The following is a 25793-nucleotide window of genomic DNA, read 5'->3' as shown; positions in this document are numbered from 1 at the left end:
GGTCCATGTATTAGGGTTATCTTGACATCGAGATATCTGCCAGAAGGCGCACCGCGGCCGCACTGGTAAGGCTTGCCTAAGTAAGCCCGACCTTACCTGATGGGCGAGGGCATGTGACGGCAGGATTGCGGTAGTACGCGCGAGATCATGCATGAAGGAGACAGTCGTGTCGGCGAACAGCTTCGACGCCCGCAGCACGCTCCAGGTGGGCGACGAGTCGTACGAGATCTTCAAGCTGGACAAGGTGGAGGGGGCCGCCCGTCTGCCGTACAGCCTGAAGGTGCTGCTGGAGAACCTGCTCCGCACCGAGGACGGCGCGAACATCACCGCCGACCACATCCGCGCGCTGGGCGACTGGGACCCGAGCGCCCAGCCCAGCCAGGAGATCCAGTTCACGCCGGCCCGCGTGATCATGCAGGACTTCACGGGTGTGCCGTGTGTCGTGGACCTCGCCACCATGCGCGAGGCCGTCAAGGAGCTGGGCGGCGACCCCGCCCGCATCAACCCGCTCGCCCCCGCCGAGCTGGTCATCGACCACTCGGTCATCGCCGACCGCTTCGGCACCCCCGAGGCGTTCACCCAGAACGTGGAGCTGGAGTACGGGCGCAACAAGGAGCGCTACCAGTTCCTGCGCTGGGGCCAGACGGCGTTCGACGAGTTCAAGGTCGTCCCGCCGGGCACCGGCATCGTCCACCAGGTCAACATCGAGCACCTGGCCCGCACCGTCATGGTCCGGGGCGGACAGGCCTACCCCGACACCCTGGTCGGCACCGACTCGCACACCACCATGGTCAACGGCCTGGGCGTGCTGGGCTGGGGCGTCGGCGGCATCGAGGCCGAGGCCGCGATGCTGGGCCAGCCGGTCTCGATGCTCATCCCGCGCGTCGTCGGCTTCAAGCTCACCGGCTCGCTGCCGACCGGCACCACCGCCACCGACCTGGTGCTCACGATCACCGAGATGCTGCGCAAGCACGGCGTGGTCGGCAAGTTCGTCGAGTTCTACGGCGAGGGCGTCTCCTCCATCCCGCTCGCGAACCGCGCCACCATCGGCAACATGTCGCCGGAGTTCGGCTCCACCGCCGCGATCTTCCCGATCGACAGCGAGACCATCAACTACCTGAAGCTCACCGGCCGCAGCGAGCAGCAGCTCGCGCTCGTCGAGGCGTACGCCAAGGTGCAGGGCCTGTGGCTGGACCCGGCCGCCGAGCCGGACTTCTCCGAGAAGCTGGAGCTCGACCTGTCGACGGTCGTCCCGTCGATCGCCGGCCCCAAGCGCCCGCAGGACCGGATCGTGCTGGCCGAGGCCGCGCAGCAGTTCGCCCAGGACATCCGGAACTACGTGGCCGAGGACGAGGAGGCGGGCAAGGAGTCCTTCCCGGCCTCCGACGCCCCCGCGCTCGACCACAACGGCGTGCCGACCAAGCCGACCCCGGTCATCGCCCCCGACGGCAGCCAGTACGAGATCGACCACGGCGCCGTCACCGTCGCCGCGATCACCTCCTGCACCAACACCTCCAACCCGTACGTCATGGTCGCCGCCGCCCTCGTGGCGAAGAAGGCCGTCGAGAAGGGCCTGACCCGCAAGCCGTGGGTCAAGACCACCCTGGCCCCCGGGTCCAAGGTCGTCATGGACTACTACGACCGCGCGGGCCTCACCCCGTACCTCGACAAGCTGGGCTTCAACCTCGTCGGCTACGGCTGCACCACCTGCATCGGCAACTCCGGCCCGCTGCCGGAGGAGGTCTCCAAGGCCGTCAACGAGGCCGACCTCGCCGTCACCTCCGTGCTGTCCGGCAACCGCAACTTCGAGGGCCGGATCAACCCGGACGTCAAGATGAACTATCTGGCGTCCCCGCCGCTGGTCGTCGCGTACGCCATCGCCGGCTCCATGAAGGTGGACATCACCAAGGACGCCCTCGGCACCGACCAGAGCGGCAACCCGGTCCACCTGGCCGACATCTGGCCCTCCGAGAAGGAGGTCGAGGAGGTCGTCGCCTCCGCGATCGGCCAGGAGATGTTCAACACCAGCTACGCCGACGTCTTCGCGGGCGACGCGCAGTGGCAGGCGCTGCCCGTCCCGACCGGCAACACCTTCGACTGGGACCCCGAGTCCACCTACGTCCGCAAGCCCCCGTACTTCGAGGGCATGGCCATGGACCCGTCGCCGGTCCAGAACGTCACCGGCGCCCGGGTGCTCGCCAAGCTGGGCGACTCGGTCACCACCGACCACATCTCCCCGGCCGGCGCCATCAAGGCCGACACCCCGGCCGGCAAGTACCTCACCGAGCACGGCGTCGAGCGCCGCGACTTCAACTCCTACGGCTCGCGCCGAGGCAACCACGAGGTCATGATCCGCGGCACCTTCGCCAACATCCGGCTGCGCAACCAGGTCGCGCCGGGCACCGAGGGCGGCTACACCCGCGACTTCACCCGGGCCGCCGAAGGTGACGGGGAAGCCCCGGTCTCCTTCATCTACGACGCGTCGCAGAACTACCAGGCCGCGGGCGTCCCGCTGGTGATCCTGGCCGGCAAGGAGTACGGCTCCGGCTCCTCCCGCGACTGGGCTGCCAAGGGCACCGCGCTGCTGGGCGTCAAGGCCGTCGTCGCCGAGTCGTACGAGCGCATCCACCGCTCGAACCTCATCGGCATGGGCGTACTGCCGCTCCAGTTCCCGGAGGGCGCCTCGGCGCTCTCGCTGGGCCTGACCGGCGAGGAGACCTTCTCCATCACGGGCGTCACCGAGCTGAACGACGGCACCACCCCGAGCACGGTGAAGGTCACCACCGACACCGGCGTCGAGTTCGACGCGGTCGTGCGCATCGACACCCCCGGTGAGGCGGACTACTACCGCAACGGCGGCATCATGCAGTACGTGCTGCGCTCGCTGATCCGGAAGTAAGACCGGGCACGAGTCCCCACGGACTCACGGACGGGCCGCACTCCCCGGCACGGGGGGCGCGGCCCGTCCGCCGTTCTCCGCCGGGATCAGGGGACGCGACGCCCGGCGGGGTCGCACCTTGATGCTGCGGGAAGGGGCCGGTAAGGGGAAAGATCCACCAGACCCAGGCGAGCAGACCCGGGCGAGTCACAGGGCGCGGGCGATCGACGCCCACACCGGGTGGACCGCCCGCGCGCCGCCCGCCACGTCCCACAGCGCGTTCTGGAGCACCCGCCCGAGCGTCCAGGCGCGCGCCCGCTCCCGGTCGAGCCCCAGCACCTCCGTCATCACATCGAAACGGCGGCGCACCGCGCGCGGTACGTCCCCCGTCGCGGTGATGTCGTCCCAGCGGTTGTGGAGGGCCGGGAACAGCTCGAAGCCCGGGTCGCCCACCAGCGGCTTGGGGTCGATGGCCAGCCACGGGCCACGGCCGCCGGCGTCGGGAGCGGGCGGCGCCAGGACGTTGTCGTAGTGCAGATCCCAGTGCAGCAGCCGGTCGCCGGGCTCCCCGGCCACCTCCCGTACGGCGGCCGCACAGTCACGGACCAGGCGGGCGTCCTCCCAGGCGCCGAGCGCGGCCACCGCCCCGGGCACCCGGTCGAGCATCGCCGCGGCGATGTCACCGAGCCGCCGCAGGCCCGGCGGGGCCGGGGCCTCGCCCAGCCGGGCCAGCAGCCCGGCCAGGACCTCGACGGCGGCCGTGTCGTCGGGGACGGCGGACAGCGAACGGGCGGGGTCCAGCCGCTCCAGCAGCATCGCGCCGCCGGCCGGCTCGTCCCGCAGCAGACGGACCGCGCCCCGCCCGCCCCACGCCCGCAGCGCGGCGGGCTCGTCCGCGGTCTCCTCGGTGAGCAGCTGAAGCTTGAGCACGGCCCGGCCGCCGCCGCCCGCGCCGGTCACCGGCAGCACGAGGGCGCACGCGCCGTGCATCGGCGGACCGTCGGGGCGCAGCTCCCACCGGTCCAGATACCCGGCGGCCAGGCCGGGCAGCGCCGCGATCCAGGCGCGCCCGGCGGCCCCCTCGTACCGGCTCTGGGACGCGGCCAGCGCCTCGGGCACCTCGATCGGGGGATGTGCGGACGGTGCGGTCACGGGTGGGGGCCTCCTCGGCGCTCAGCGGTCAGCTCGGCAGCTCGACCTTCACCCGGCCGCAGCCGAGTCGCTCCGCCTCGGCGGCGGCGTAGCGGGGGAGGAGCTTGCGCGGAAGGTCGTCCATGCGGGTGCCCTCGTCCTGGATGAGGAAGACGGCCAGACCGGTCTGGCACGAGGTCTGGTACAGAGCCAGGCCCGGGCCGGCGGAACTGCCGCCTCTCTTGTCGAACTCGCGCCGCCCGAAGGCCGCGCCCAGGTCGGCGAGGACCTGGGCGATCCGCGGGTCCTCGACGGTGACCAGCCGCAGCCGCGCCCGGGTCGCGGCGGCACCGAGACCGACGCCGCAGACGCGGGCCGTCCGTGGGCTGTGCGCGAGCAGCGTGCCTTCGAGTTGGTAGCGCTCGTCCTTGGAGAGGGGGGCCAGCGCCAGCCCGTCGACGCCGCAGAGCCGTCGTGGCTCGGTGTTTTTCTGGCGCGAGGTTGCGGGAAGCTTCCCGGGGAGCGGGAAGGCGCCGTCGCAGTCCAGGGCGCGCATGGCGCCGTTCGCCAGCCGGACGGTCGCCCGCGCCACCTGATCCCGCCAGCGGGGCTTGTCACGAGAGCTCATCGGCAGCCTGCCCCAGGACGCGTCGACGACCGCGGGCCCGTCGGAGAGCCTCCCGTCGGGGCAACCGCTGGGGAGCGCGACCCAGGTCCGGTTCTCCGAGGTCATCCCGACGAATCCCTTGCCGAACGGCACCGCCAGCGGGGAGAGGAAGTCCGCCAGCCAACCCGTGGTCTGCGGGTCGTACCGCCCGTCGAGCTGGTGGAGCCGGAAGTCGATATGCGCGACAGGGCTGCCGTCGCGCAGCGCCACCAGCCGACAGGCACCCTGGGCATCGGGCGAGCTGTCGTTCCCGTAGTCCGGGCGGATCTCCTCCGCGCGGACCGAGAGCTCGGAGCGGAACAACGCCTCCGCGTCCTTCTTGGGGAGTGTCCCCCAGCACACGGTCTCATTCTCGTCCGACCACGGGAGGCTGTCCGTCTGCCAGGCGGTCAGCAGGCCGCCGATGAGCGCGCCCACGACCCCCACGGCGATCAGCTGACCGGGCCGGGTCCGCAGCAGGCCCCAGGCCCGTCGGCCACGCCGCGCCCACCGGCCCTTGCGCGCGGCCTCGGTGGCGATGCGGATGTGCTCCTGTCGCTGCCACTCGTCGGGGCTGCTCATGCCGGCTCTCCGTGTGGTGTGACGGCGGCGCAGCCGAGGCGCTTGGCCACCGCGGCGGCGTAGACGGGGAAGACTCGGGACGGGGTGGCGAACGGGGTGTCCTTGGCGATGGCCGTGTTCTGCATGAACATCACCGTCGTACGGCCCGCGCACCGGGTCCGGACGAGCGCGCCATCCGCGTCCGTATAGCCCTGGCCGCGCCAGCCCCGGGCGAGCGGGGCGCCGCCCGTGAGGCCGTCGAAGAGCTTCAGCAGCCGGGGGTGGGCGGTCATGCTGAACTGGGTGGCCATGTTGTCGGACCAGTAGACGACGCAGGTCTGCAGGTCGTCGCCGACCGGGCCCACGGTGGAGTGCAGGCCGTCCTCGTCCTCCTCGCCATGGCGGGGTGCGGGTCCGAGCCCGTCGATCCGGCAGGCGCCCGGGGCGAAGCTGGTGTCGAAGGTGCCGTCAGGCGCGTGTACCGACACTATGGGCGCGGTGAAACCCAGCGGCTTCTCCGGCGCGCAACCGGCCTTCTCCATACCCCGGTTGGCGACGTCGACGAGCACCTGCCCCGCCTGCCACGGCTCGGAGGAGACGCCCGGCAGACTGGCGGTGTCGCCTTCGCTGTCGCTCTGCGTCCCGCTGACAGTCACGACCGAGGGGCGGCCGTCGACATCGCACTTCTCGGGGAGCACCAGCGCGGCGGAGCCCTTGCTGACGAAGCCCGGCAGCCCCGCCGGAAGCTGATCTCTCGCGCCGGCGAAGAGCCCGGCCAGCCAGGCGCGGCGCTTCTCCGCGTCTTTCGGGCCGGTGCCGTAACTGACGGAGATCTTCTCGTGGATGGTCTCGTCGGTGCCGTACGTCCGGCTCGCGGTGATCGTGCATGAGCCGCGCGGGCGTTCGGGCGTCGGGGCCGTCTCCCGGAAGGCGCGGTCGTCCCTCTCAAGGAGGAGCGACGGCTTGTCCTGCTGCGACCAGGCGCCCCAGCAGAGTCTCTTCGCCGCCTCCGCGTCGTCGACGGCCCTGATGACCAGCCATCCCGCCACCAGCGCGGCGGCGAGTCCACCCGCCAGTGCCGCGCGTCCGCGCCGGGCCGTCAGGGCGCTGCGCAGCCGTCCGCCACGGCCACCGCCACCGTCGCCTGTCGTCTGTTCATCCATGCGGCTTCCCCCGTAAGCATGTATGTGCCGTAGATCGTATCGGGCGGTACCGACAGCCGGGCGGGAAGCCCGCTCCGTCAGAGAAAGCTGCTGGACGGGATGTACGGAGTCGGCGGCCGCATCCCGCGCAGGCACACATAGCCCTGGGTGGACAGCTCGAGCCCCGCCGCCAGCCCCACGTCGACCGCCCACTCCTGCTCGGCCGTCAGGCTCGGGACCCGGGCCTCGGTGCCCTCCGGCAGGCTGAGCAGCGCGGCGGTCAGCAGCCGCGTCGCCAGCCGCCGGGAGGTCGCGGCCAGCAGCTCGACCTTGCCGTCGTCGCCGACGTAGCAGTATCCGCTGCCCGCCAGGTCGTCCGAGACGAACAGCCGGCGCTGGCGCAGCAGCAGCTCGTGGTCGGGCCCGTGAGCCCCGCCCCGGGTGCGGCGGTCCACGGAGTCCATCATGTCCCGCTGCCTGGCCCCGCCCTCGAACACGCCCCCGTCCGGCGCCGGAAGCCGCTCCTTGCTGACGATTCCGCGCATGCGGATGGCCGGGTGCAGGGTGAAACCGGCCTGCCGGTACGTGGCGGCCGCCCGCGGGTCCTCGGAGCCGACGATGATCCCGCGCAGACACGCCCGCCCGTACGCGAGCGCCGCGGCCAGCAGCTCCCGGCCGAGGCCGCGCCCCTGGGCCCGGGGGAGCACGGCGAACAGCGCCAGCCCCCAAGTGCCCTCGCGTCTGCTGGACAGCGCGGCGCCGACCGGCATCCCGGCGTCGTCCACGGCGAGCCAGCAGCCGCCCGGGTCGGTGCGGGCGAGGTGCCGGTTGCGGCCGTGGACGAAGGCGACGCGCTGCGGCGGCCACTCGTCGTCGGTCTCGCCAGGGAGGGTGCGGGAGGCGCCGAAGGCGGCGGTGGCCACGGTGCGCACCGCCGCGGCGTCCTCCTCGGTGTCGCGTAGCCGGCGGACAATCATGTGCCCATGATGGCGGTCCGCTTGGCGGGCGCGCGAAACCTCGTTGTCGGTCGTGTGGACGTGGCTTGGTCGACCCGCGAACGCGACAACGTTGTCAAAAGGGCTGTAGAGATCAGTACGCCGTCAACCGGCCCACGCTGTCAAGTCCCCGTCCGCTGAAGGCCGTTGCCGCGGCCGGGCGGCCCGAGGCGCCCTTACGCCCGCCGCGCCGAGTGAGGTACGGTCCCTGCGGCTTGCTCGACCCGGCGAACGCGGCCCTGTGCGAAGGATGGGACCGCGATGCCCTCAAGACCCCCGGCCGCCCTGGCGGCCGTGGCCCTGACCGCCGGATTGCTCGCGTCCGCGCTGACCGCCACCCCCGCGGCGGCCGAGCCGGCCACCGTGAAGACCACCACGACGGCCGCACTCGTCAAGGACCCCGCCGTTTACGTCGATCCGCTCATCGGCAGCCGCAACGGCGGCAACACCTACCCCGGAGCCGTCGTCCCCTTCGGCATGCTCTCCTGGAGCCCCGAGAACACCCGCGGCAACGCCACCCGCACCGCGGCCCCCGGCGGCTACCAGTACGACGCGACCCGCATCCGGGGCTTCAGCCTCACCCATATGTCCGGCACCGGCTGCGCGGGCGGCTCCGGCGACATCCCGTTCTTCCCCTTCCCGGGCGAGGTCACCTCGTCCCCCGCCGCGGACACCAAGGACGAGGTGTACGCGTCCGACTTCCGGCACGAGGACGAGACCGCGCGGCCCGGCCGGTACGGGGTCACCCTCGCCTCCGGCGCCGGAGCCGACCTGACCGCCACCGCCCGCACCGGCTCCGCCCGCTTCACCTACCCCGAGGGCAAGGCGGCCTCGCTGCTCATCCGCAGCTCCGCGTCCGAGGTCGGCAGCACGGACGCGGACCTCACGATCGACCCGGCGCACCGCACCGTCTCCGGCTCGGTCACCAGCGGCAACTTCTGCGGCTACCTCGACCCCGAGGGGCGCCGCAGCTACTACACGCTGCACTTCACCGCCACCTTCGACACCGCGTTCACCGCCCACGGCACCTGGCAGGACGACCGGCTGCGCCCCGGCACCACGACCGCCGAGGGCGGCACGGGCGGCTACGGCACCGACGGCCGCCCCGTCGCGGGGAAGGGCTCCGGCGGCTACCTCCGCTTCCCCGACGGCACCCGCCGGGTCGGGGTCAAGGTCGGCATCAGCTACGTCGGCCAGGCGGGCGCCAGGGCCAACCTGGCCGCCGAGAACCCGCCGGGGCGCGGCTTCGGGCAGGTGAGCGACGCCGCGTACGACGCGTGGCGCCGCCGGCTGGCCGACATCAGGGTCGGCGGCGGCTCGGACGCGGACCGCACCACCTTCTACACCGCGCTCTACCACTCGCTGCTGCACCCCAACGTCATCAGCGACACCGACGGCCGCTACCGGGGCAGCGACGGCGAGGTCCACTCGGTGACCCCGGGCCACCGGGCCCAGTACGGCACCTTCTCCGGCTGGGACGTCTACCGCTCCCAGGTCCAGCTGCTCACCCTCCTCGACCCCGGCCGGGGCTCCGACATCGCGCAGTCGCTGCTGAACTTCGCGCGCCAGAACGGCGGCGTATGGGACCGGTGGATCCACAACTCCTCCGGCACCCATGTCATGAACGGCGACCCGTCGGCCGCCGCCCTCGCCGGAATCCGGGCCTTCGGCGGCACCCGCTTCGACCTCGACGGAGCCCTCGACTCGCTGGTCCGGGCCGCGACCGTACCGACGGAGAAAGACACCAGCCCGGCCGGCAAGCCGATCATGTCGGTGGGCCAGCGCCCGTCCCTCGACAAGTATCTGAAGCTGCACTACATGCCGTCCGTCTCCAACGCCTGGGGCGGCGCGGCCGAGACGCTGGAGATGTCCGGCGCGGACTTCGCCATCTCACAGCTCGCCGAGGCGGCGGGGGAGCGGGACACCGCGCGCGCCTTCGCGGGCCGCGCCCAGTGGTGGCAGAACAGCTTCAACGCCGCCGCCGATCCGGAGACCGGCGGCTACATCGCCAACCGCAAGGCGGACGGCAGCTGGGTCACCGGCTTCACCCCGGCCACCGGCAACGGCTTCGTCGAGGGCACCAGCGCCCAGTACACCTGGATGGTGCAGCACAACCCGGCGGGCCTGTTCGCCGCCCTGGGCGGCAGGGACGCCGCGGTCAAGCGCCTGGACTCCTTCTTCCACAACGCCGACGGCAGCTGGGCGCTCACCGGCGCGGGCGGCGAGAAGTCCGAGCTGGACAACGAGCCGTCGATCAACGTGCCGTATCTGTACGCCTACGCCGGTCAGCCGTACAAGACCCAGGAGACCGTCCGCGCGGCGATGCGGCAGCTGTGGAGCACCGAGCCCGGCGGCATCCCCGGCAACGACGACCTGGGCGAGATGTCGTCCTGGTACGTGTTCTCGGCCCTCGGCATGTATCCGCAGGTCCCCTCCCGCGGCGAACTGGTGCTGGCCTCCCCGCTGTTCCCGCGCGTGGAGATCGAGCGCGGCGGCCGTGACATCTCCATCCGGGCCCCGCAGGCCGCGCCGGACGCGCCGTACGTCCAGTCGCTGAAGGTCGACGGCCGGGCGAGCGGCCGGCCCTGGCTGCCGGAGTCGTTCGTCGGGCGCGGCGGCACGCTGGAGTACGTCCTGGGCACCGAGCCCAACCGCTCCTGGGGCTCGGCCGCGGCCGACGCGCCCCCGTCCTTCCGCGACGGCGAGCAGCCGTACCAGATCGGGGTCGGGCCCACCACCGGCACCGTCGCGCCCGGCGAGAGCCTGACGGTGAAGGTGGCCGCGGTCCCGGTCCGCGACGGCGACCGTCCCGAGGTGCGCTTCACCGCTGAGGCCCCGGACGGGCTCACCGCCTCGCCCGCCTCCGGGGCGGTGGGGCCCGACGGCACGGCCGAGATCACGCTGCGCGCGGGGAAGGACACGGCCGAGGGCTTCTACGACGCGAAGGTGACGGTGACCGGCGGCGGCACGGAGGTCGTCCAGCCGGTCACGGTGACCGTCGCCGGGCCCGGCGGCCTGCTCGCCGCGTACAACAACGTCGGCGCCACCGACGACGCGGGCGAGCACGACGAGGGCGACTACGACGGCGGCGGCTGGAGCTACTCGCGCCAGGCCCTGGCCGAGGCCGGTCTCGCGCCGGGCGCCCGGGGCACCGTCCAGGGCCTGGAGTTCACCTGGCCCGACTCGCCCGCCGGCCGCCCCGACAACGCCTCGGCCGACGGCCAGACCATCGACCTGCCGGCCTCCACCGCCCTGTCGTTCGTCGGCAGCGCGGTCAACGGCAACCAGCGGACCACCGCCAAGGTCACCTACACCGACGGCAGTGCGGACAGCGCCGAGCTGGCCTTCACCGACTGGACGGTGGGCGGCGGCGGAGGGACCGTCCAGTACGGCAATGTGACCGTGGCCAGGACCCCGTACCGCAACATCAGCGGCGGGGACAAGGACGTCGTGGACGCCTACATCTTCGCGACCAAGGCGTTCCGGGCGCCGGACGGCAAGACGATCAAGAGCGTCACCCTGCCGGACAACGCGGACCTGCACGTCTTCGCGATCGCCCGCGGCTGACAGCCGGGCGCCCCGCCGAGACGTACGAGGCGTACGAGGCGTATGAGACTCACGGGGAGTTCGCCCGGCCGCCCCGCCGGGTGAACTCCCCAGTCCCGTCAAGCCTCTTGCGCCCCGGCGACGCCACGCCCTTTACTGATCGCTGCCCGGCGGCCGTCACGCCGTACCGCGAAACCGCCGCACCGTGTCCGCGCGCGCGGCGGGCCAGCACCGGAGGTGGACCACATCAGCACGCGGCCCCTGACGTTCGTCGTCGGCACCGGACGCAGCGGCTCGACCGCGCTGTCGCACGTCCTGAACCTGCATCCCGGCATCCTCAGCGTCAACGAGCTGTTCACCTCCCTCGGCATGGAGCCCCACCGGCATCCGCTGCCCGCGCGGACCGTGTCCGGCGCGGAGTTCTGGGAGCTGGTCACCCGGCCGAACGAGGGCTTCGACCGGATGATCCGCAGCGGCGCCCCGGCGCCGGAGTTCCTCTACAACCGGCGCCCCGGGCGCTTCTCGGCCGAGACCACCGGCATCCCCGCCCTGAGCATGATGGTCCTGCCGCACCTCACCGACGATCCGGACGGCCTCTTCGACGAGCTGGCGCCGCGGGTCTCGGCGTGGCCAGGCCGCCCGGTCGCCCGCCACTACACGGCGCTGTTCGAGCTGCTGGCCGAGCGGTTCGGCCGCGGGGTGGTCGTCGAGCGCTCCGGCGGCTCCCTGGGCTGGGTGCCCTGGATGCGGGAGGCGTTCCCCGGGGCGCGGTTCGTCCATATGTTCCGCGACGGGCCGGACTGCGCGCTGTCGATGAGCCGCCACCCCGGCTTCCGGATGACCCTGCGCACCATGGACGCCAGGAGCGCCGCCGGCGCGGGCCTGCTGGCCCGGCTCACCGACGAGCACGTCCGCACTCTGCCCCCCGACCTCGCGGGTCTGTTCGCCGAGCGGTTCGACCCCGCGCTGCTGATGGAGGCGCCGGTGCCGGTCGCCCGGTTCGGCGAGATGTGGTCGCACCTGATCACCCGGGGTCTGACGGCGCTGGCCCGGGTCCCGGAGGGCTCCCGTACGTCCCTGTCCTACGAGCAGCTGCTCGACGCGCCCCGGCGGGAGCTGGCCCGGCTGGCGGAGTTCATCGGCGTCGATCCGGCGGAGGAGTGGCTGACGGCGGCCGAGGCCACCCTCGACCACGGCCGGCGCGGCTCCGCCCTCCGCCTCCCCGCGGACGAGCTGTCCGCCCTGCGGGAGTCCTGCGCCCCGGGTACCGAGGCGCTGCGCGCGGTCATGGCGGGGGCGTAGCGCGGCCGGCTCCGCGCCCGGATTCCGCTGACAGCGGATTCGCTCACAGCAGGCGCCTACCCTGTCGGCCGTGTCCGGCGGGCAGAGTCACCGCCATGAGGCTTCTGCTGCTGGGCGGTACGGAATTCGTGGGGCGCGCCATCGCCGAGGAGGCGCTGGCGCGCGGCTGGCAGGTGACGGCGTTCAACCGCGGACGCCACGACCCGCCCCCGGGCGCGGCCGCCCTGCGCGGCGACCGCAGCGCCGCGGGCGGCCTGGCGGCCCTGGAGGGGGACGGCGCGGGGGAGTGGGACGTCGTCGTCGACACCTGGACGGGCGCGCCGTCCGCCGTGCGCGACGCGGCCCGGCTGCTGGCCGGGCGGGCCGGGCACTACGTCTACATCTCCAGCCGGTCCGTCTACGCCTACCCCGCCCCGGCCGGGCTCGACGAGGACGGCCCGCTGGTGGAGGCGTCGCCGGACGCGGGAGCCGTCGAGTACGCCGAGGCCAAGCGGGGCGGGGAGCTGGCGGCGGAGGCGGCGTTCGGCGAGCGGGCGCTGCTGGCCCGGGCGGGGCTGATCCTGGGCCCGTACGAGAACGTCGGCCGGCTGCCGTGGTGGCTGACCCGCATCGCCCGGGGCGGCCCGGTCCTGGCGCCGGGGCCGCGCGAGCTGCCGCTCCAGTACATCGACGTCCGCGACCTGGCCGGCTGGGTGCTGGACGCGGCCGGGCGCGGGCTCGGCGGCCCGTACAACCTGGTCGGCCCGCCGGGTCGGACGACCTTCGGCGAGCTGCTGGAGACGTGCGTGGCCGTCACCGGGGCGGCCGCCGAGCTGCGCTGGACGGACCCGGAGGCGGTCCTGGCGGCCGGTGTCGAGCCGTGGACCGAGCTGCCGATCTGGCTGCCGCCGGGGGAGCTGCACGACACGATGTACGGCGGGGACGTGTCCCGGGCGCTCGCCGCGGGCCTGCGCTGCCGTCCCGTCGCCGAGACCGTGGCCGCCACCTGGGAGTGGCTGCGACAGCTCGGCGGCCGCGCCCCCCACCGCCCGGACCGCCCGCCGGTGGGCCTTGCCCCGGAGCGGGAGGCGACGGTGCTGGGCACGGCCTAGGGGGTGTCCGACGGATCATTCCCCTACCCGCCCCTTCCCGTAACCAGGGGCAAAGCCCTTGTTACGCGGCGGAGCCCCGCGCGGCGGAGCCGCAGATCAGCAGGGGCTCGACACCGCGGGAAGGGGCGGGTAGGGGAACAGCACCGATATGCGGCTCCGCCGCGTGGCCGCCGGACACCCCTAGGCGGAGGGCGTCTGCCGTGGCGCCGGGACCGGCCGTACGGGGTGCTTGCTCATGATCGAGACGCGGTTGAAGGCGTTGATGGCGATCGCCACCCAGATCACCGCCGAGATCTCGTCGTCGGTCAGCGCCTGGCGCGCGACCCCGTAGGCCGCCTCCTGCCCGGCGGCGTCCGCGGGGCTGGTGGTCGCCTCCGCGAGGGCGAGCGCGGCCCGCTCCCGCGGGGTGAACACCTCGGTGTCGCGCCACGCCGCCAGCACGCCCAGGCGCTGCGCCGTCTCGCCGGCCCGCAGCGCGGCCTTGGTGTGCAGGCTGAGGCAGAACGCGCAGCCGTTGATCTGGGACACCCGCAGGTTGACCAGCTCCACGAGCTGCCGGTCGAGCCCGGCCTCGGCGGCGGTCGCGCGGACCGCCTCGGCGGTCTGCACCATCGCGCTGTAGACCTGGGGGCTCTGCTTGTCGATGAAGACCCGCCTGTCCCGCCCCTCGGCGGAGGCCGTCCCGTCGATCGAGGTCGCTGCGGAGGCCGCTGCCGCGTCAGTCACCTGAACTCCTTCACCGGGCCGCTTCGGCCGCTTCCGGTATGTTGCGCACCTCACCGAGGTGTCGATCTATCATCGTGATTGTTGAGCGTACAACTATCACCCGCTTGGGAGGCGTCGCGCCATGAGCAACACCGAGACCCAGCCCGCCGTACAGCGCTGCGGCGGCTCCCCGGACGAGGAGACCGGCCCGCGAGTGGAGGTCCTGACCCCGCGCGACGTCCCGCTGGGCGGCCCGCGCGCGATGACGGTACGACGTACCCTGCCACAGCGGGCCCGGACGCTGATCGGCGCCTGGTGCTTCGCCGACCACTACGGGCCCGACGACGTCGCCGCCACCGGCGGGATGGACGTCGCCCCCCACCCGCACACCGGTCTCCAGACCGTGAGCTGGCTGTTCAGCGGCGAGATCGAGCACCGCGACAGCCTGGGCAGCCACGCCTTCGTACGGCCCGGCGAGCTCAACCTGATGACCGGCGGCCACGGCATCAGCCACTCCGAGGTCTCCACCGCCCGCACCACGATCCTGCACGGCGTACAGCTGTGGGTCGCGCTGCCCGAGGCGCACCGGGACACCGCCCCTGACTTCCGGCACTACGAGCCGCGCGCCGTCCCCCTGACTGGGCAGGCGCGGGCCGGGGACGAGGCGGCCGGGGACGGGCCCGTGGGCGAGGCCAGGGTCTTCCTGGGCTCCCTCGTGGGCGACACCTCACCGGTCCCCACCTTCACCCCCCTGCTCGGCGCCGAAATCGTCCTGGAGCCGCACGCCACGGTCACCCTGGACATCGACACCCGCTTCGAGCACGGCCTCCTCCTCGACCGCGGAGAGGTCCGCATGGCCGACACCCTGCTGAGCCCCGCCGAGCTCGGCTATCTCGCCCCCGGAAACCGGACGCTGGAGCTGACCAACACCACGGACGCGGCTGCGCGGATGGTGCTGCTCGGCGGGCCGCCGTTCGGGGAGCAGATCGTGATGTGGTGGAACTTCATCGGGCGGTCGCACGAGGACATCACGCAGGCGCGCGAGGACTGGATGACGGGCTCGCGCTTCGGCGAGGTGAACGGCTACGACGGAGACCGCCTGCCCGCCCCCGAGCTGCCGAACCTGCCGCTGAAGCCGCGCGGCGACGTGCGCTGAAACAGACACAGCGCCATTGGTGGACGGGGCGCTCGGGCGCTGCTCTCATCCGGCGGAGCGGGCCCGGCGCCCGCTGTGCCGCCTCCCGGGAATCGGGGGGCGGATCGACACCGATGACCAGGTCCACCCTCCTGCGCACCGTCTACCGCCATCTGAAGCCAGTGGCCGGGCGAATACGACTCCACTGACCGGGACATCGTCGCGAAGGCCCTATAGATGCGGATGTCCTGGTGCTGGACGAGCCGACCAACCACCTCGACATCCGCCACCAGATCGAGCTGCTCACCCTGCTGCGCGCCCAGCGCTGTACGCCGGAGCCGTGCTCGCATCCGGCCGACCGCGTGACGTCCTCACGCCCGAGCTGATGGCCGAGGTGTTCGGCGTGCGGGCGGCCGTGGTCGACCACCCGCTGACCGGCGACCCGCGATGACGAAGGGCAACGCCGCCCGCCCGGCCGGGAACCGGCACCATCTCGCCGCTCCGAGAGAAGTAGGACATCTGCGGGAACTCGCCTGCTCTGTTGCCCGACTACTGCATCAGAGCACGCCGCCCCACGAGCATCCCGCAGCGAGGAACCAGCATGTCGAAGAAGCGTCCTGTCGACGTCGCCCTGGCCGCAGCCCTCTGTCTGGCCGCCACGGCATGCGCCGACTCCTCGACCGATGACGCCGGGGACAAGACATCCGCGGCAGCCGCGAAGCCCGGCTACCCGGTGACCGTCAAGAACTGCGGAACGGCCGAGACCTTCACCGAGACGCCCAGCAGAGTGGTCGTCATGAACGGGGCTTCCGTCGCCGAGGTCTCCACATTGCTCGCCCTCGACCTCGGCGACCAGATCGTGGCCAACCAGCAGAGCTACGGAATGTCCGAGGTACCGGGCCGGGCCAAGGCCATCAAGGATCTGCCCACGGGGAACGTCAACCTCAACGATGCCTACGACATCCCCCGCGAGGCGATGCTGGGCCTGCGGCCCGACCTCGTGCTGTCCACGACCTCCTACGGCTTCGACGCCAAGAACGGCTTCACCACCCGGGAGCAGCTGAAGGGGGTGAACGCGAACAGCTATGTCTCCCCGCAGGGCTGCGACCAGGACACCTCCAGGATGACCATCGACGACAGCTACACGCTCCTGCGGGACGTGGGCCGGATCTTCAACGTCGGCGACCGCGCGGAGAAGCTGATCGCCGCCTCGAAGAAACACATCGACGAGGTGTCCGCCAAGGTCGACGGTGAGAAGAAACCGAAGGTCATGGTCCTCTTCTCCAACATGGTGATGGGCGGCAACGACTTCAGCTCCGTCGTCGCCAAGGGCATCTTCAACGACATCCTCGCCAAATCCGGCGGCAGGAACGCCTTCCAGAACGCCTCGAAGACGTCCTTCGCCGACCTGAGCAAGGAGAAAGTGGCCGCCACGGACATCGACGCACTCATCGTCATCGGCTACAACGACCCCGACCCGGCGGCCTACGCCAAGAAACTGCTCAAGGAGTTCCCCCAGTGGCCGGCGGCCAAGAACAACACATACGTGGTCCTGTCCGACTCGATGTACCTGGGCCCCAGCAACGACCTCGCCGTCGAGAAGATCGCCAGGATGCTGCACCCCGACAAGTTCTGAGCCACGTGCGGCAGTCGCTGGCGGTGGTCGGACTGCTGGCCGTGCTCGTCGCCGCCATGGTGGTGGCGGTGAGCATAGGAGCGGTCAACGTCCCCCTGGCCGATGTGTGGCGGATCCTGCTGCGCCACATCACCGGCAGCGGAGCCACCGGCGACCCGGCGCTGGACCAGATCGTCTGGAACTTCCGGGCGCCCCGTGTCGCCCTGGCCGCCCTGGTCGGCGCGGGCCTGGCCGTCGCCGGGGCAGTGCTTCAGACCCTGGTCTCCAACCCGCTCGCCGACCCGACCGTCCTGGGCTTCTCCTACGGCGCGTCCCTCGGCGCCGTGCTGGTCATCACCCTCGGCGGTGCCGCGGTCGGCGGTCTCGGTGTGTCGGGCGCGGCGTTCGTCGGCGCCCTGGCGGCAGGAGCCCTGGTCTTCGCCCTCGGACAGCGGCAGGGCCGCCTGGCCCCGACCCGGCTGGTGCTGGCCGGGGTGGCGGTCGGCTACGTCCTGCTGTCGGTGACCAGCTTTGTCCAACTGCTGGCCACCCCCACCGAACTGCGAACCGTGATGTTCTGGATGCTGGGCAGCGTCGCCGGTGCCCAGTGGGACCAGTTGCCCACCGTCACGGTCGTGGTCCTCACCGGCACCGCCGTGCTGACCCTGTTCGGACGCAGGCTCAACGCCCTGCTGGCCGGCGACGAGTCCGCCACCGCGCTCGGTGTGGACGTCAACCGGCTGCGCGCCGTCCTGCTGGTGATCAGCGCGCTGCTCACCGGCACCGTCATCGCCGTCGCCGGGGGCATCGGCTTCGTCGGCCTGATGATCCCCCACCTCGTACGCCTCACCGTCGGCGCCGACCACCGAAGACTGCTGCCCCTGTCCGCGCTCCTGGGCGCCGTCAACCTCGTGATCGTCGACCTCCTCTCCCGTACCCTCACCCGCCCCAACGAGCTGCCACTGGGCATCCTCACCGCCTTGCTCGGCGCACCGTTCTTCCTGTGGCTGCTGCGCCGCAACAAGGGCCTGGACACCGTATGAAGCTGACCGTGGACCGGCTCCACGTCACCCTGGACCGCGACCCGATCCTCCGCGAGGTGAACCTGGAGGCCTGCGAGGGCGACATCGTCGGGCTCGTGGGCCCCAACGGCAGCGGCAAATCCACCCTGCTGCGTGCGGTCTACCGCTCGCTGCGCCCGGCCGGCGGCGTGGTCACGGTGGGCGGGGACGATGTGTGGTCCCTGCCCGTCCGCACGGCCGCCCGCCGCACCGCGGCCGTTCTCCAGGACTCCGGACACACCACCGGCCTGTCCGTCACCGAGATCGTCGCTCTGGGGCGTACGCCGCACCACGGCCTGATGGGGCGGGACGGCGCCGAGGACCGCGGGGCCGTGGCCGAAGCGATCGACCGCTGCGGTGTCGGCCCGTTCGAGGACCGCGACTACGCGACCCTGTCCGGCGGCGAACGCCAGCGCGTCCTGCTGGCCCGCGCCCTCGCCCAGCGTCCGCAACTCCTCGTACTCGACGAACTCACCAACCACCTCGACATCCGCGCCCGGTTCGAACTCCTGGACCTGATCCGGGCCACCGGGATCACCACCCTCGCGGTCCTGCACGACCTGGACCTCGCCGCCCGGCTCTGCGACCACCTCGTGGTGCTCCACGACGGCACCGTGGTGGCGGCGGGACCAGTCCTGGACGTCCTGACTCCGGATCTCCTCCACGACGTCTTCGGCGTGCGGGCCACCACCGACCGGCACGCCGACGGCGTCGTCCGCATCACCTATGCCGCCCAGCCCCTCGCCCCCGGCTGAGAAGGCCGCCCGGTTGTGTGATGGCCCGAGCGTCATGTCCGGCGGCCCGGAGTTGTCCGACCATGCGGTCCTCGGCTAGGGGCTGAGCGCTTGTCGCAGTGCCTCGTCAAGGAGGTGTCGCAGCCGTGTGGCCGTGTCGGCCACCACGGTGGCAAGGAGCGCCGGGCCGGCCAGGGCGGCCAGCGCACCGTGGGCCGGGGTGGCGGGGTCGCCGAGGAGGACCGGTGGGCGGTCCGCGGGGGCGAGGGACGGGTCGACGACGAGGAGGTGGCCGCAGGCGCGGTGCGAGCCCACGACGGCCGGGCCGTCCCAGGCGGGGTGAGGGTCGCCGTAGGAGGTGTGCTGGTCGAGAAGGGGGCGCCCGGCGCGGAGCACGGTGAGGCGGGTGGACAGGCGGCCGCTGGCCTCACCGGTGCGGCCGAGGACCTGTTCCTCCCTCAGGACGAGCCGGGCGGTGGCGGCGAGGTCGACGGTGCAGGTCTGGCGGAGGTTGCTGCCGGCAGCGCTGATCAGGGGCTGCGGCAGCCAGTGCAGGGCGGCGTCCTCGCCGACGGTCAGGCGGATGTCGTAGGTGGCGGCGTCATCGCCGGGGCCGCGCAGCGCGATGGTGGAGGCGGCTCCGGTGACCTGGAGGCGGGCGCGCGGGCCGGTGTCGACATGGAGCGCGAGCCGGTCACCACCGAGAGGGCCGCTCATGGCGCCGATGACGTCGACACGGGCCATGCCGCCACGGGTGCGCAGCCTCCGGAGGTGGAAGGGACCGTCGTTGCTGAGCAGCGGGAGGGTGGTGCTGCGGCCGTTGTGGCCGGCCCGCACCCGGGCGGTCGCCACGACGCCCGATGCGTCCGGGCGGGCCGCGGGGAGGGGCGCGAGGTCTTCGGCGAGCATGCTCATGTCTCCTGTCGGGGCGTGACGGGATCAGTGCGCTACGGCGGTGGGTTCGGGCCGCGCGGTCCCGTCGCGCCAGGAGGTGAGGCGGTCCAGCACCCAGTCGGCGATGGGCCGGACGCCGTCGTCGCCGGTGAGGGAGGTGAACACGACGGGGAGGCCGCCGCGCCGCTGGGCCGCGTCGGAGGCCATGGTGCCGAGGTCGGCGCCGACGTACGGCGCGAGGTCGGTTTTGTTGACGACGAGGAGGTCGGCGGTGGTGATTCCGGGGCCTCCCTTGCGGGGGATGTCGTCGCCGCTGGAGACGTCGATGACGAAGATCTGCGTGTCGACGAGGCCCTTGGAGAAGGTGGCGGTGAGGTTGTCGCCGCCGGACTCGACGAGGATCAGATCAACGGGGCCGAGGCCGTCCTCAAGCGCTTCGACGGCTTCCAGGTTGGCGGAGATGTCGTCGCGGATCGCGGTGTGCGGGCAGGCTCCGGTTTCCACGGCGGTGATCCGCTCGGGGGGCAGGACGGCCTCGTGGAGCAGGAACTCGGCGTCCTCGCGGGTGTAGATGTCGTTGGTGACGACGGCCAGCGAATACCGGTCGCGCAGGGTGCGGCACAGGGCGGCGACGGTGGCGGTCTTGCCGGAGCCGACCGGGCCGCCGAGGCCGATCCTGAGGGCGCGGCGGGTGCCGTCGGGGCGGTCGGGGTCGGGGCCGGGGTCGGGGCCGTCGTCGGCGGAGACGGCGCCGGGGCCCTCGTGCGTGTGGTCCAGGTGCATGGGCGTGAGCTCCTTGTGGTGTGTGCAGGGCCCGGGCCGGGTCCGGCGTCAGGAGGCGAACAGCCGCATCGGCCAGGCGGCGTGCTGTTCGGCGGTGATGTCCAGCAGTGGCGACGACGCGGCCGGCAGGACGCCGACCCCCTCGTCGGCGACCCGAGCGGCGGCGTCGGCGGCCTGGCGGGCCACGGCGTCGACGTCGTGGCAGAGAGCGGCGATGACCGCGGTGGCGTCGAACGGGTCGAGGCCGAGCAGCCGCACGGCCGCCGTGGCGGGGCCTGTGACGCTGTCGAAGGCCGCGGCCTGTGCGGCGTCCAACGTGGTGAGACCGCCCGCACGGGCGGCGACGCCCAGCACGACAGGCTGGTGGGCGCCGCCCGGCAGATCGCGGGCAAGCCGCTCGAGCGCCTCGCACGGCCAGGCCGCGCGGGCCGCCCGCAGCATCTGCCGGCCCAGCTTGCGGGCCGTGGCCCGCAACGCCGGTGCGGGGGTACGGGCGTCGGCGGCCTCGTCCAGGACGAGCGGGTCGCATCCGGCGGCGGCCGCGGCGGCCAATGAGGCGGCGGTGAGGCCCGCCGTATGCAGGCGGCCACGGCAGAACGCGTCGAGGGTGGCGGGATCACGGACGGCACGGGCGGCGACGGCGGCCTCGACGCCGCCCGAATGCGCGTGGCCCCCCGCCGGGAAGCGGCCGTCGGCGAGTACGAGGAGAGCGGTGCGGCTCATGGACGGTCAGAAGATGAAATAACGCTGGGCCATGGGAAGTTCCGACGCGTAGTGCGTGGGAGCCGGCCGCTGGGGGCAGAGCGCTTCGTCGGCATGCGCCTGTTCCTCCTTGAGCCGACGCAGTTCGGTGATGCAGGTGTCCTCGATGAACACCTCGTAGGTGTTCGGGTCGACCCGGATGTCCGGGGTGGCGTCGTTGAGCACCATGTGCCGTTTGAACACCTGGCGCGTGTCCTTGATCTCGTACAGGGACTTGCTGATCCCGAGTTTCCGCGCGGTGACCGTGGCCCGCGGGCTGACGAAATTGACCGAGTTGGCGCCCGGCGCGTTTCCTGTGGCGCCCCACATCGGACGGGGCAGGACGGGTTGAGGGGTGGGGATGGACGCGTTGGCGTCACCGACCTGCGCATAGGCGATCTGCCCGCCCTTGAGGACGAGGTGCGGCTTCACGCCGAAGAACTTCGGCTCCCACAGCACCAGGTCCGCCAGCTTGCCCCGCTCCACGGAGCCGATCAGGTCGTCCGCGCCGTGGGCGATGGCCGGGTTGATCGTGTACTTGGCGACGTAGCGGCGGGCGCGGAAGTTGTCCGCCTCCTGCCGCTGCTGCTCCTGCTCCGCGGCGGTGCCTTCGCGCAACTGGCCGTAGCGTGTCCTCATCACATGGGCGGTCTGCCAGGTCCGCATGATCATCTCGCCGATGCGGCCCATGGCCTGCGCATCGGACGACATGATCGAGATGGCGCCCATGTCGTGCAGCAGATCCTCGGCCGCCATCGTCGAGGGCCGCACCCGGGAGTCGGCGAAGGCCCGGTCCGCCTCCAGCTCCGGGTTGAGGTGGTGGCAGACCATCATCATGTCGATGTGCTCCTTGACGGTGTTGACCGTCAGGGGGCGCGTCGGGTTCGTGGAAGCCGGCAGGACGTTCTCCTCCCCGCACAGGGTGATCATGTCCGGGGCGTGGCCGCCGCCGGCCCCCTCGATGTGGAAGATGTGCAGGGGACGGTCCTTGAACGCGGCCTTGGTGCTCTCCACGAAGCCCGCCTCGTTCAGCGAGTCCGCGTGCAGGGCGAGCTGCACGCTGTTGGAGACCAGGCCGTCCGTCCGGTCGTCGTCCTCCGGGCCGTTCCTGCCCTCGCACACCTTCAGGCAGATGTCGATGGCCGCGGGGGTGGCGCCCCAGTCCTCGTGAATCTTGAAGCCGATCACGCCGGCCTTCACCTGGCCGAGCATCGACTCGCGGGACATGGTGCTCCCCTTGCCCAGCACCCCGACGTTCACCGGGAACCCGTCGAGCGCCTTGAACAGACGCCCGACGTGCCACTCGCCCGGGGTGACCGTGGTCGCGGTGGACCCCTCGGCCGGTCCGGTGCCACCGCCGATCAGGGTCGTCACCCCGGACGCGAGGGCCTCGCCGACCTGCTCCGGGCAGATGAAATGGACATGGGTGTCCACCCCGCCCGCGGTCAGGATGCGGCCCTTGCCCGAGATCACCTCGGTCTCCGGGCCGATCACGAAGTCCGTCGGCCGGACCCGCGCCGGCCCGTCCGTCCGGCCCTCGTGGATCTTGTCCATGGTTTCTGGGTTGTACGCCTTGCCGAGGGCGGTGATCCTCCCGTCCCGGATCGCGACGTCCGCTTTGACCACGCCCCAGTGATCCAGGATCACCACGCCGGTGATCACCGTGTCCGCAGGGCCGTCCTCGCCGGCGCCGCGTGGCATCGCCGACTGGCCCATCGACTCACGGATCACCTTGCCGCCACCGAAGACCATCTCGTGCCCGCTCCTGCTCACCAGCGGGCTGACCCTGCTCTCGTCCTCGCTCTCGCTCTCGTCCTCGCCCTCGGGGGCAGGAGCGGACGGAAGGCCTACCCGCCGGTCTTTGGACAGACCGCCCGACCAGTCGTCGGTGACCTTGATACGCAGCGCGGTGTCCGCCAACCGGATCTCGTCCCCCGTCGTCGGGCCGAAGAGGTCTACATAAACCTCGCGCTCGATCGTCCTGGTGTTCTTCCGCTCAGCCACGGTCGTCAGCTCCCTCACCATCGGCGTCCTCCGGGGGCTGGTTCCGCAGCCGCCCGCCGACCAGCCCGCGCAGCCCCAGCACCTTCCGCTCGCCCTCGATGCGCACCAGTTCCACCGTGCGGCGATCACCCGGCTCGAACCGTTCGGACGTGCCGGCCGCGACGTTGAGCCGCTTGCCGTAGGCCCGCGCCCGCTCGAACTCGAGTCCCGCGTTGGCCTCATAGAAGTGGTAGTGCGACCCGACCTGCACCGGCCGGTCGGTCGGGTTGTGCACCTCGATCTCCGTGACGTCCAGCCCCGGGTTCAAAGGCACCGACTCGTCGACGAAGTCGACTTTGCCGGGGTGGAGTTCGATCTCCTCGCGCGGCGCGTCGAACGGGTCGTGAATCGTCACCAGCTTCGTGCCGTCCGGGAACGTCGTCTCGACCTGGACGTTGTCGATCATCTCCGGGACACCGTCCATGACGTCGTCCCGGGTCAGGACCTGCCGACCCGAGTCCATGATGTCGCCGACACTCCGGCCCATGCGCGCCTGGTCGTAGACGTAGGCAGTGAGCAGCGCCACCGCCTCCGGGTAGTTCAGCCTGATTCCCTGCTCTCTGCGCTGCCGCGCCACGCCGGCCGCCACATGGACCAGCAGGCGCTCCTGCTCATGGGGACTGAAATGCATGGTGTCCTTCTCGGATCCCTGGACGAACGTCTGCCGACGGCGCAGGCGGGCCCACCGAATCCAAGGGCCGGGCCACCCTGCGCCGCAGTCGATCGTCCTGGGCCGGGCCGGCGCGTCGACGCGGAACCATCCCTTTCACCCCGGACGGACGGCTGAGCGAACATGCCGACGAAGGTGACGGGAAGCAGACTTCGGAGCGCGAATCGGCGATTCCCGGCCAGCAGAGGCCGCCATCCCGAGGGGCGCAACAGGCCAACGTTTCTGCGCCAAGTCCATGGGCCGCACAGCGTGGGGGCGCGCTTGCGACGGACAGGAGCCGCCCCTCCCGGAGTTCACATATCGCTTCGTCGCTGCCGATGCCCGATCAGGAACCGGCACGCCACACAGACGTCTGGTCGTGGCAGTGGCCGGTCCACGACCGTCGCCCAGGGGCCCGATGCGCCCCCGCGGCCCCGGTCGACGCGGTGCCGCGTCGACCGAGACCGTACGAGGCTGTACGGGGCCGTTCGGGCTCAGTAGGCGTCCACCGTGGTGCCCTCGGGGACCTGGAAGCAGGCGGAGACGAGGTGGAACATGATCCCGGCCTCCGCGCCGCTCCTTTCGGCGTCCCTCGCGGTCGGGATCAGCAAGGTGGCTTTGAGGGTGAACTTCTTCCGGGTGGAGTCGGCCATCAGGAACGGGGACTGGGCGACGGTCGACTCCCGCCCCTCGTGGACGACCTCCCAGCCGTGCCGGGGGAGATCCTCGCCGAGGCCCTGCCAAGCGGCCTCGAGGTCCCCGGCCGGCACGCCGTACACCGACCACAGGTGGCGGATGACATAGAACGTCTCCGGGTCCAGGTCGCCGCACACGTCCACGCCCGGGCCGGGCGCGGTCGTCTTCCCCTTCACCCGCAGCAGGTCGTACAGCTCGCTGGAGAGCTGCCTGGCCTCCTCCCTGGGCGCGGAGACCTCCCGCACCTCGGGGGTGTAGCCCAGACCGTGATCGCCGGAGTCGGGCACGTCGGATGCGTCGGATACGTCGGACATCGAAAACACCCCGCTACTTCAGCTGGACCTCGTCGTAGCGTCCCACCACGACTCTCGCCTGGTTCTCCAGGCTCTCCGAACCGGCCAGCCAGTAGTTTCCGTGCCCCTTGGTGTCGGTGGCCATCTGGTTGGCGCCGAAGATCGGGTCGCTGGGGGTGATGAACTGCGTCAGACCCTCGTGGTGGCCGTGAGTGGGCGCCCCCCACTTGGGCACCCAGTCACCCTGCGCCTTCTGGTTCCACACATGTCCTGAGGGCACGTCCAGGTCCTCGGCCCGACCCACCTGGACGCCGGGGCTGCCGCTGAGCATCACATCGTCCGCGTCCAGAGTGCCCTGGCGGGCGGCGGAGCCCACCACCACGGTCCCGTAGCTCTGCGCCTGCACCGACAGGTGGTCGTTGACCGACGGGTCGTGCGAGGTGCGCAGCCCCGACAGGAAGTCGTTGAAGTCTCCCGCCGCCCGGTCCGCGTACTTGTCCTTCATGGCTTCCGGGAAAAAGTTCTGTGGAGCGTCGTAGCCGTGCCAGGTGATGGTCGACACCTTGGGGTCGCCCGGCATCGCGCTGGCGGCCTGCCACAGGTTCGTGCCCGCGATAACGGGTTTGTTGATGCCGCCGAGGGTGCCGTTGGTGCCACCGACCATCACCCCGGTGTGTTCGGCCGTGTCCGGATTGCCGTTCGCGATGATCGCGCGACCGTTTTTCTCGGGGTCGAAATCCAGCAGATACGCAGGCGGCAGCCCGTCGCCGGTCGGTTTGTAACCCTTGGGCCGGGTGTTGTCGAAGGCGTCGGCCTTCCCCGTGTCATCGAAACGCATCTGAATGCGTTTCATGCCGTTGAGGGAGGACTCCAATTGCTTCTTATGGTTGTTCCACTTGGTCCACTCAGGGTTGGTCATGGAAGTGCGACCGACCATGATGTTCCTGGGCTTCGGCTCGGGCGGGAGATTGGCCAGTTCGGTCTGGTACTTCGCCCGCTGCTCGTTGAACCAGACGCGGTTCGCCTCGTCGCGGTCCTCGACGGGAAGGCCGTCCAACTTGCCCACGCTCGCCGGATACAGGGAGATGTACTCCGCCTGCTCCTCCTTGGACAGGCTCTTCCACCAGGCCGCGTTGTCCTTGGGCGACTTGT

At 71.9% G+C, this 25793-nt stretch carries 20 protein-coding genes and 1 pseudogene; 9 read left to right on the top strand and 12 right to left on the bottom strand.

From position 1 onward, the window contains the following. Positions 1-166: 166 nt before the first annotated feature. Positions 167-2899 (top strand): aconitate hydratase AcnA, encoded by a 2733-nt coding sequence (gene acnA, locus ABTY62_RS26915; RefSeq protein WP_352131993.1) that lies wholly within the window; start codon positions 167-169, stop codon positions 2897-2899. 186 nt (positions 2900-3085) lie between these two features. Here the strand turns inward: acnA and ABTY62_RS26910 are convergent, their stop codons facing one another. The 4 genes from ABTY62_RS26910 to ABTY62_RS26895 all read right to left on the bottom strand — a co-directional run bounded on the left by ABTY62_RS26910 (position 3086) and on the right by ABTY62_RS26895 (position 7335). Then, positions 3086-4030: an aminoglycoside phosphotransferase family protein gene (locus tag ABTY62_RS26910; RefSeq protein ID WP_502997524.1), complete on the bottom strand. Its 945-nt coding sequence runs from the start codon at positions 4028-4030 to the stop codon at positions 3086-3088. 28 nt (positions 4031-4058) lie between these two features. Further along, positions 4059-5237 carry a hypothetical protein gene (locus ABTY62_RS26905; protein ID WP_352131992.1) on the bottom strand — a complete coding sequence of 393 codons (1179 nt, stop codon included), beginning with the start codon at positions 5235-5237 and terminating at the stop codon, positions 4059-4061. Continuing rightward, complete coding sequence (locus ABTY62_RS26900) at positions 5234-6379, bottom strand: hypothetical protein (protein ID WP_352131991.1); 1146 nt, start codon at positions 6377-6379, stop codon at positions 5234-5236. The genes ABTY62_RS26905 and ABTY62_RS26900 overlap by 4 nt, the downstream gene beginning before the upstream one ends. A 77-nt stretch (positions 6380-6456) precedes the next feature. Continuing rightward, on the bottom strand, positions 6457-7335 hold the full coding sequence (locus tag ABTY62_RS26895; protein WP_352131990.1) for a GNAT family N-acetyltransferase: 879 nt from the start codon (positions 7333-7335) through the stop codon (positions 6457-6459). A gap of 279 nt (positions 7336-7614) precedes the next feature. On the opposite strand from ABTY62_RS26895, the gene ABTY62_RS26890 reads away from it, so the two are divergent. From ABTY62_RS26890 to ABTY62_RS26880, 3 genes are all read left to right on the top strand, one after another. Further along, positions 7615-10920, top strand: coding sequence for a GH92 family glycosyl hydrolase (locus ABTY62_RS26890; protein ID WP_352131989.1), 3306 nt, complete (start codon positions 7615-7617; stop codon positions 10918-10920). Positions 10921-11136: 216 nt separating this feature from the next. Continuing rightward, the gene (locus ABTY62_RS26885) at positions 11137-12201 is read left to right on the top strand and encodes a sulfotransferase (RefSeq protein WP_352131988.1); all 1065 of its coding nucleotides are present in this window, start codon (positions 11137-11139) and stop codon (positions 12199-12201) included. A gap of 95 nt (positions 12202-12296) precedes the next feature. Further along, on the top strand, positions 12297-13292 hold the full coding sequence (locus tag ABTY62_RS26880; RefSeq protein WP_352131987.1) for an NAD-dependent epimerase/dehydratase family protein: 996 nt from the start codon (positions 12297-12299) through the stop codon (positions 13290-13292). A gap of 180 nt (positions 13293-13472) precedes the next feature. Here the strand turns inward: ABTY62_RS26880 and ABTY62_RS26875 are convergent, their stop codons facing one another. Beyond that, positions 13473-13982, bottom strand: coding sequence for a carboxymuconolactone decarboxylase family protein (locus ABTY62_RS26875; protein ID WP_352132124.1), 510 nt, complete (start codon positions 13980-13982; stop codon positions 13473-13475). Positions 13983-14139: 157 nt separating this feature from the next. Here ABTY62_RS26875 and ABTY62_RS26870 point away from each other — a divergent pair, with 157 nt between their 5' ends. The 5 genes and pseudogenes from ABTY62_RS26870 to ABTY62_RS26850 all read left to right on the top strand — a co-directional run bounded on the left by ABTY62_RS26870 (position 14140) and on the right by ABTY62_RS26850 (position 18563). Continuing rightward, the gene (locus ABTY62_RS26870; RefSeq protein ID WP_352131986.1) at positions 14140-15153 is read left to right on the top strand and encodes a pirin family protein; all 1014 of its coding nucleotides are present in this window, start codon (positions 14140-14142) and stop codon (positions 15151-15153) included. A gap of 215 nt (positions 15154-15368) precedes the next feature. Continuing rightward, positions 15369-15583: pseudogene (locus tag ABTY62_RS47540) on the top strand (ABC transporter ATP-binding protein); the annotation flags it as partial. Positions 15584-15733: 150 nt separating this feature from the next. Beyond that, a complete protein-coding gene (locus tag ABTY62_RS26860; RefSeq protein WP_352131984.1) occupies positions 15734-16768 on the top strand; it encodes an ABC transporter substrate-binding protein in 1035 nt (344 codons plus the stop codon). Positions 16769-16824: 56 nt separating this feature from the next. Beyond that, the gene (locus ABTY62_RS26855) at positions 16825-17790 is read left to right on the top strand and encodes a FecCD family ABC transporter permease (protein WP_352132123.1); all 966 of its coding nucleotides are present in this window, start codon (positions 16825-16827) and stop codon (positions 17788-17790) included. Further along, entirely contained in the window at positions 17787-18563 is a 777-nt protein-coding gene (locus tag ABTY62_RS26850) for an ABC transporter ATP-binding protein (protein WP_352131983.1), read from the top strand. The genes ABTY62_RS26855 and ABTY62_RS26850 overlap by 4 nt, the downstream gene beginning before the upstream one ends. 75 nt (positions 18564-18638) lie before the next feature. Here ABTY62_RS26850 and ABTY62_RS26845 read toward each other — a convergent pair whose 3' ends face one another. The 7 genes from ABTY62_RS26845 to ABTY62_RS26815 all read right to left on the bottom strand — a co-directional run. Continuing rightward, entirely contained in the window at positions 18639-19451 is an 813-nt protein-coding gene (locus ABTY62_RS26845) for an urease accessory protein UreD (protein ID WP_352131982.1), read from the bottom strand. A 30-nt stretch (positions 19452-19481) separates the two neighbouring features. Next, complete coding sequence (gene ureG / locus ABTY62_RS26840; RefSeq protein ID WP_352131981.1) at positions 19482-20219, bottom strand: urease accessory protein UreG; 738 nt, start codon at positions 20217-20219, stop codon at positions 19482-19484. A gap of 48 nt (positions 20220-20267) precedes the next feature. Further along, complete coding sequence (locus ABTY62_RS26835; RefSeq protein ID WP_352131980.1) at positions 20268-20942, bottom strand: urease accessory protein UreF; 675 nt, start codon at positions 20940-20942, stop codon at positions 20268-20270. 6 nt (positions 20943-20948) lie between these two features. After that, positions 20949-22985, bottom strand: coding sequence for an urease subunit alpha (gene ureC, locus ABTY62_RS26830; protein WP_502997523.1), 2037 nt, complete (start codon positions 22983-22985; stop codon positions 20949-20951). Beyond that, positions 22957-23634, bottom strand: coding sequence for an urease subunit gamma (locus ABTY62_RS26825; RefSeq protein ID WP_352131978.1), 678 nt, complete (start codon positions 23632-23634; stop codon positions 22957-22959). Before ABTY62_RS26825 ends, ureC begins: the two co-directional genes overlap by 29 nt. Positions 23635-24146: 512 nt before the next feature. Next, positions 24147-24662 carry a hypothetical protein gene (locus tag ABTY62_RS26820; RefSeq protein WP_352131977.1) on the bottom strand — a complete coding sequence of 172 codons (516 nt, stop codon included), beginning with the start codon at positions 24660-24662 and terminating at the stop codon, positions 24147-24149. 13 nt (positions 24663-24675) lie between these two features. Continuing rightward, positions 24676-25793 (bottom strand): alpha/beta hydrolase (locus tag ABTY62_RS26815; protein WP_352131976.1); only part of this gene is annotated, 1118 nt, incomplete at its 5' end.

This window comes from Streptomyces sp. NPDC097640 (assembly GCF_040302705.1).
Classification (GTDB): domain Bacteria; phylum Actinomycetota; class Actinomycetes; order Streptomycetales; family Streptomycetaceae; genus Streptomyces.
This window is presented reverse-complemented; position numbering and strand designations above follow the sequence as displayed.

Coding starts and splice junctions, on each gene's coding strand:
- ABTY62_RS26905 (WP_352131992.1), bottom strand. CDS start 5,237: ATGAGCAGCCCCGACGAGTGGCAGCGACAGGAGCACATCCGCATCGCC.
- ABTY62_RS26900 (WP_352131991.1), bottom strand. CDS start 6,379: ATGGATGAACAGACGACAGGCGACGGTGGCGGTGGCCGTGGCGGACGG.
- ABTY62_RS26895 (WP_352131990.1), bottom strand. CDS start 7,335: ATGATTGTCCGCCGGCTACGCGACACCGAGGAGGACGCCGCGGCGGTG.
- ABTY62_RS26890 (WP_352131989.1), top strand. CDS start 7,615: ATGCCCTCAAGACCCCCGGCCGCCCTGGCGGCCGTGGCCCTGACCGCC.
- ABTY62_RS26880 (WP_352131987.1), top strand. CDS start 12,297: ATGAGGCTTCTGCTGCTGGGCGGTACGGAATTCGTGGGGCGCGCCATC.
- ABTY62_RS26870 (WP_352131986.1), top strand. CDS start 14,140: ATGAGCAACACCGAGACCCAGCCCGCCGTACAGCGCTGCGGCGGCTCC.
- ABTY62_RS26860 (WP_352131984.1), top strand. CDS start 15,734: ATGTCGAAGAAGCGTCCTGTCGACGTCGCCCTGGCCGCAGCCCTCTGT.
- ABTY62_RS26855 (WP_352132123.1), top strand. CDS start 16,825: ATGGTGGTGGCGGTGAGCATAGGAGCGGTCAACGTCCCCCTGGCCGAT.
- ABTY62_RS26850 (WP_352131983.1), top strand. CDS start 17,787: ATGAAGCTGACCGTGGACCGGCTCCACGTCACCCTGGACCGCGACCCG.
- ABTY62_RS26845 (WP_352131982.1), bottom strand. CDS start 19,451: ATGCTCGCCGAAGACCTCGCGCCCCTCCCCGCGGCCCGCCCGGACGCA.
- ureG (WP_352131981.1), bottom strand. CDS start 20,219: ATGCACCTGGACCACACGCACGAGGGCCCCGGCGCCGTCTCCGCCGAC.
- ABTY62_RS26835 (WP_352131980.1), bottom strand. CDS start 20,942: ATGAGCCGCACCGCTCTCCTCGTACTCGCCGACGGCCGCTTCCCGGCG.
- ureC (WP_502997523.1), bottom strand. CDS start 22,985: ATGGTGAGGGAGCTGACGACCGTGGCTGAGCGGAAGAACACCAGGACG.
- ABTY62_RS26825 (WP_352131978.1), bottom strand. CDS start 23,634: ATGCATTTCAGTCCCCATGAGCAGGAGCGCCTGCTGGTCCATGTGGCG.
- ABTY62_RS26820 (WP_352131977.1), bottom strand. CDS start 24,662: ATGTCCGACGTATCCGACGCATCCGACGTGCCCGACTCCGGCGATCAC.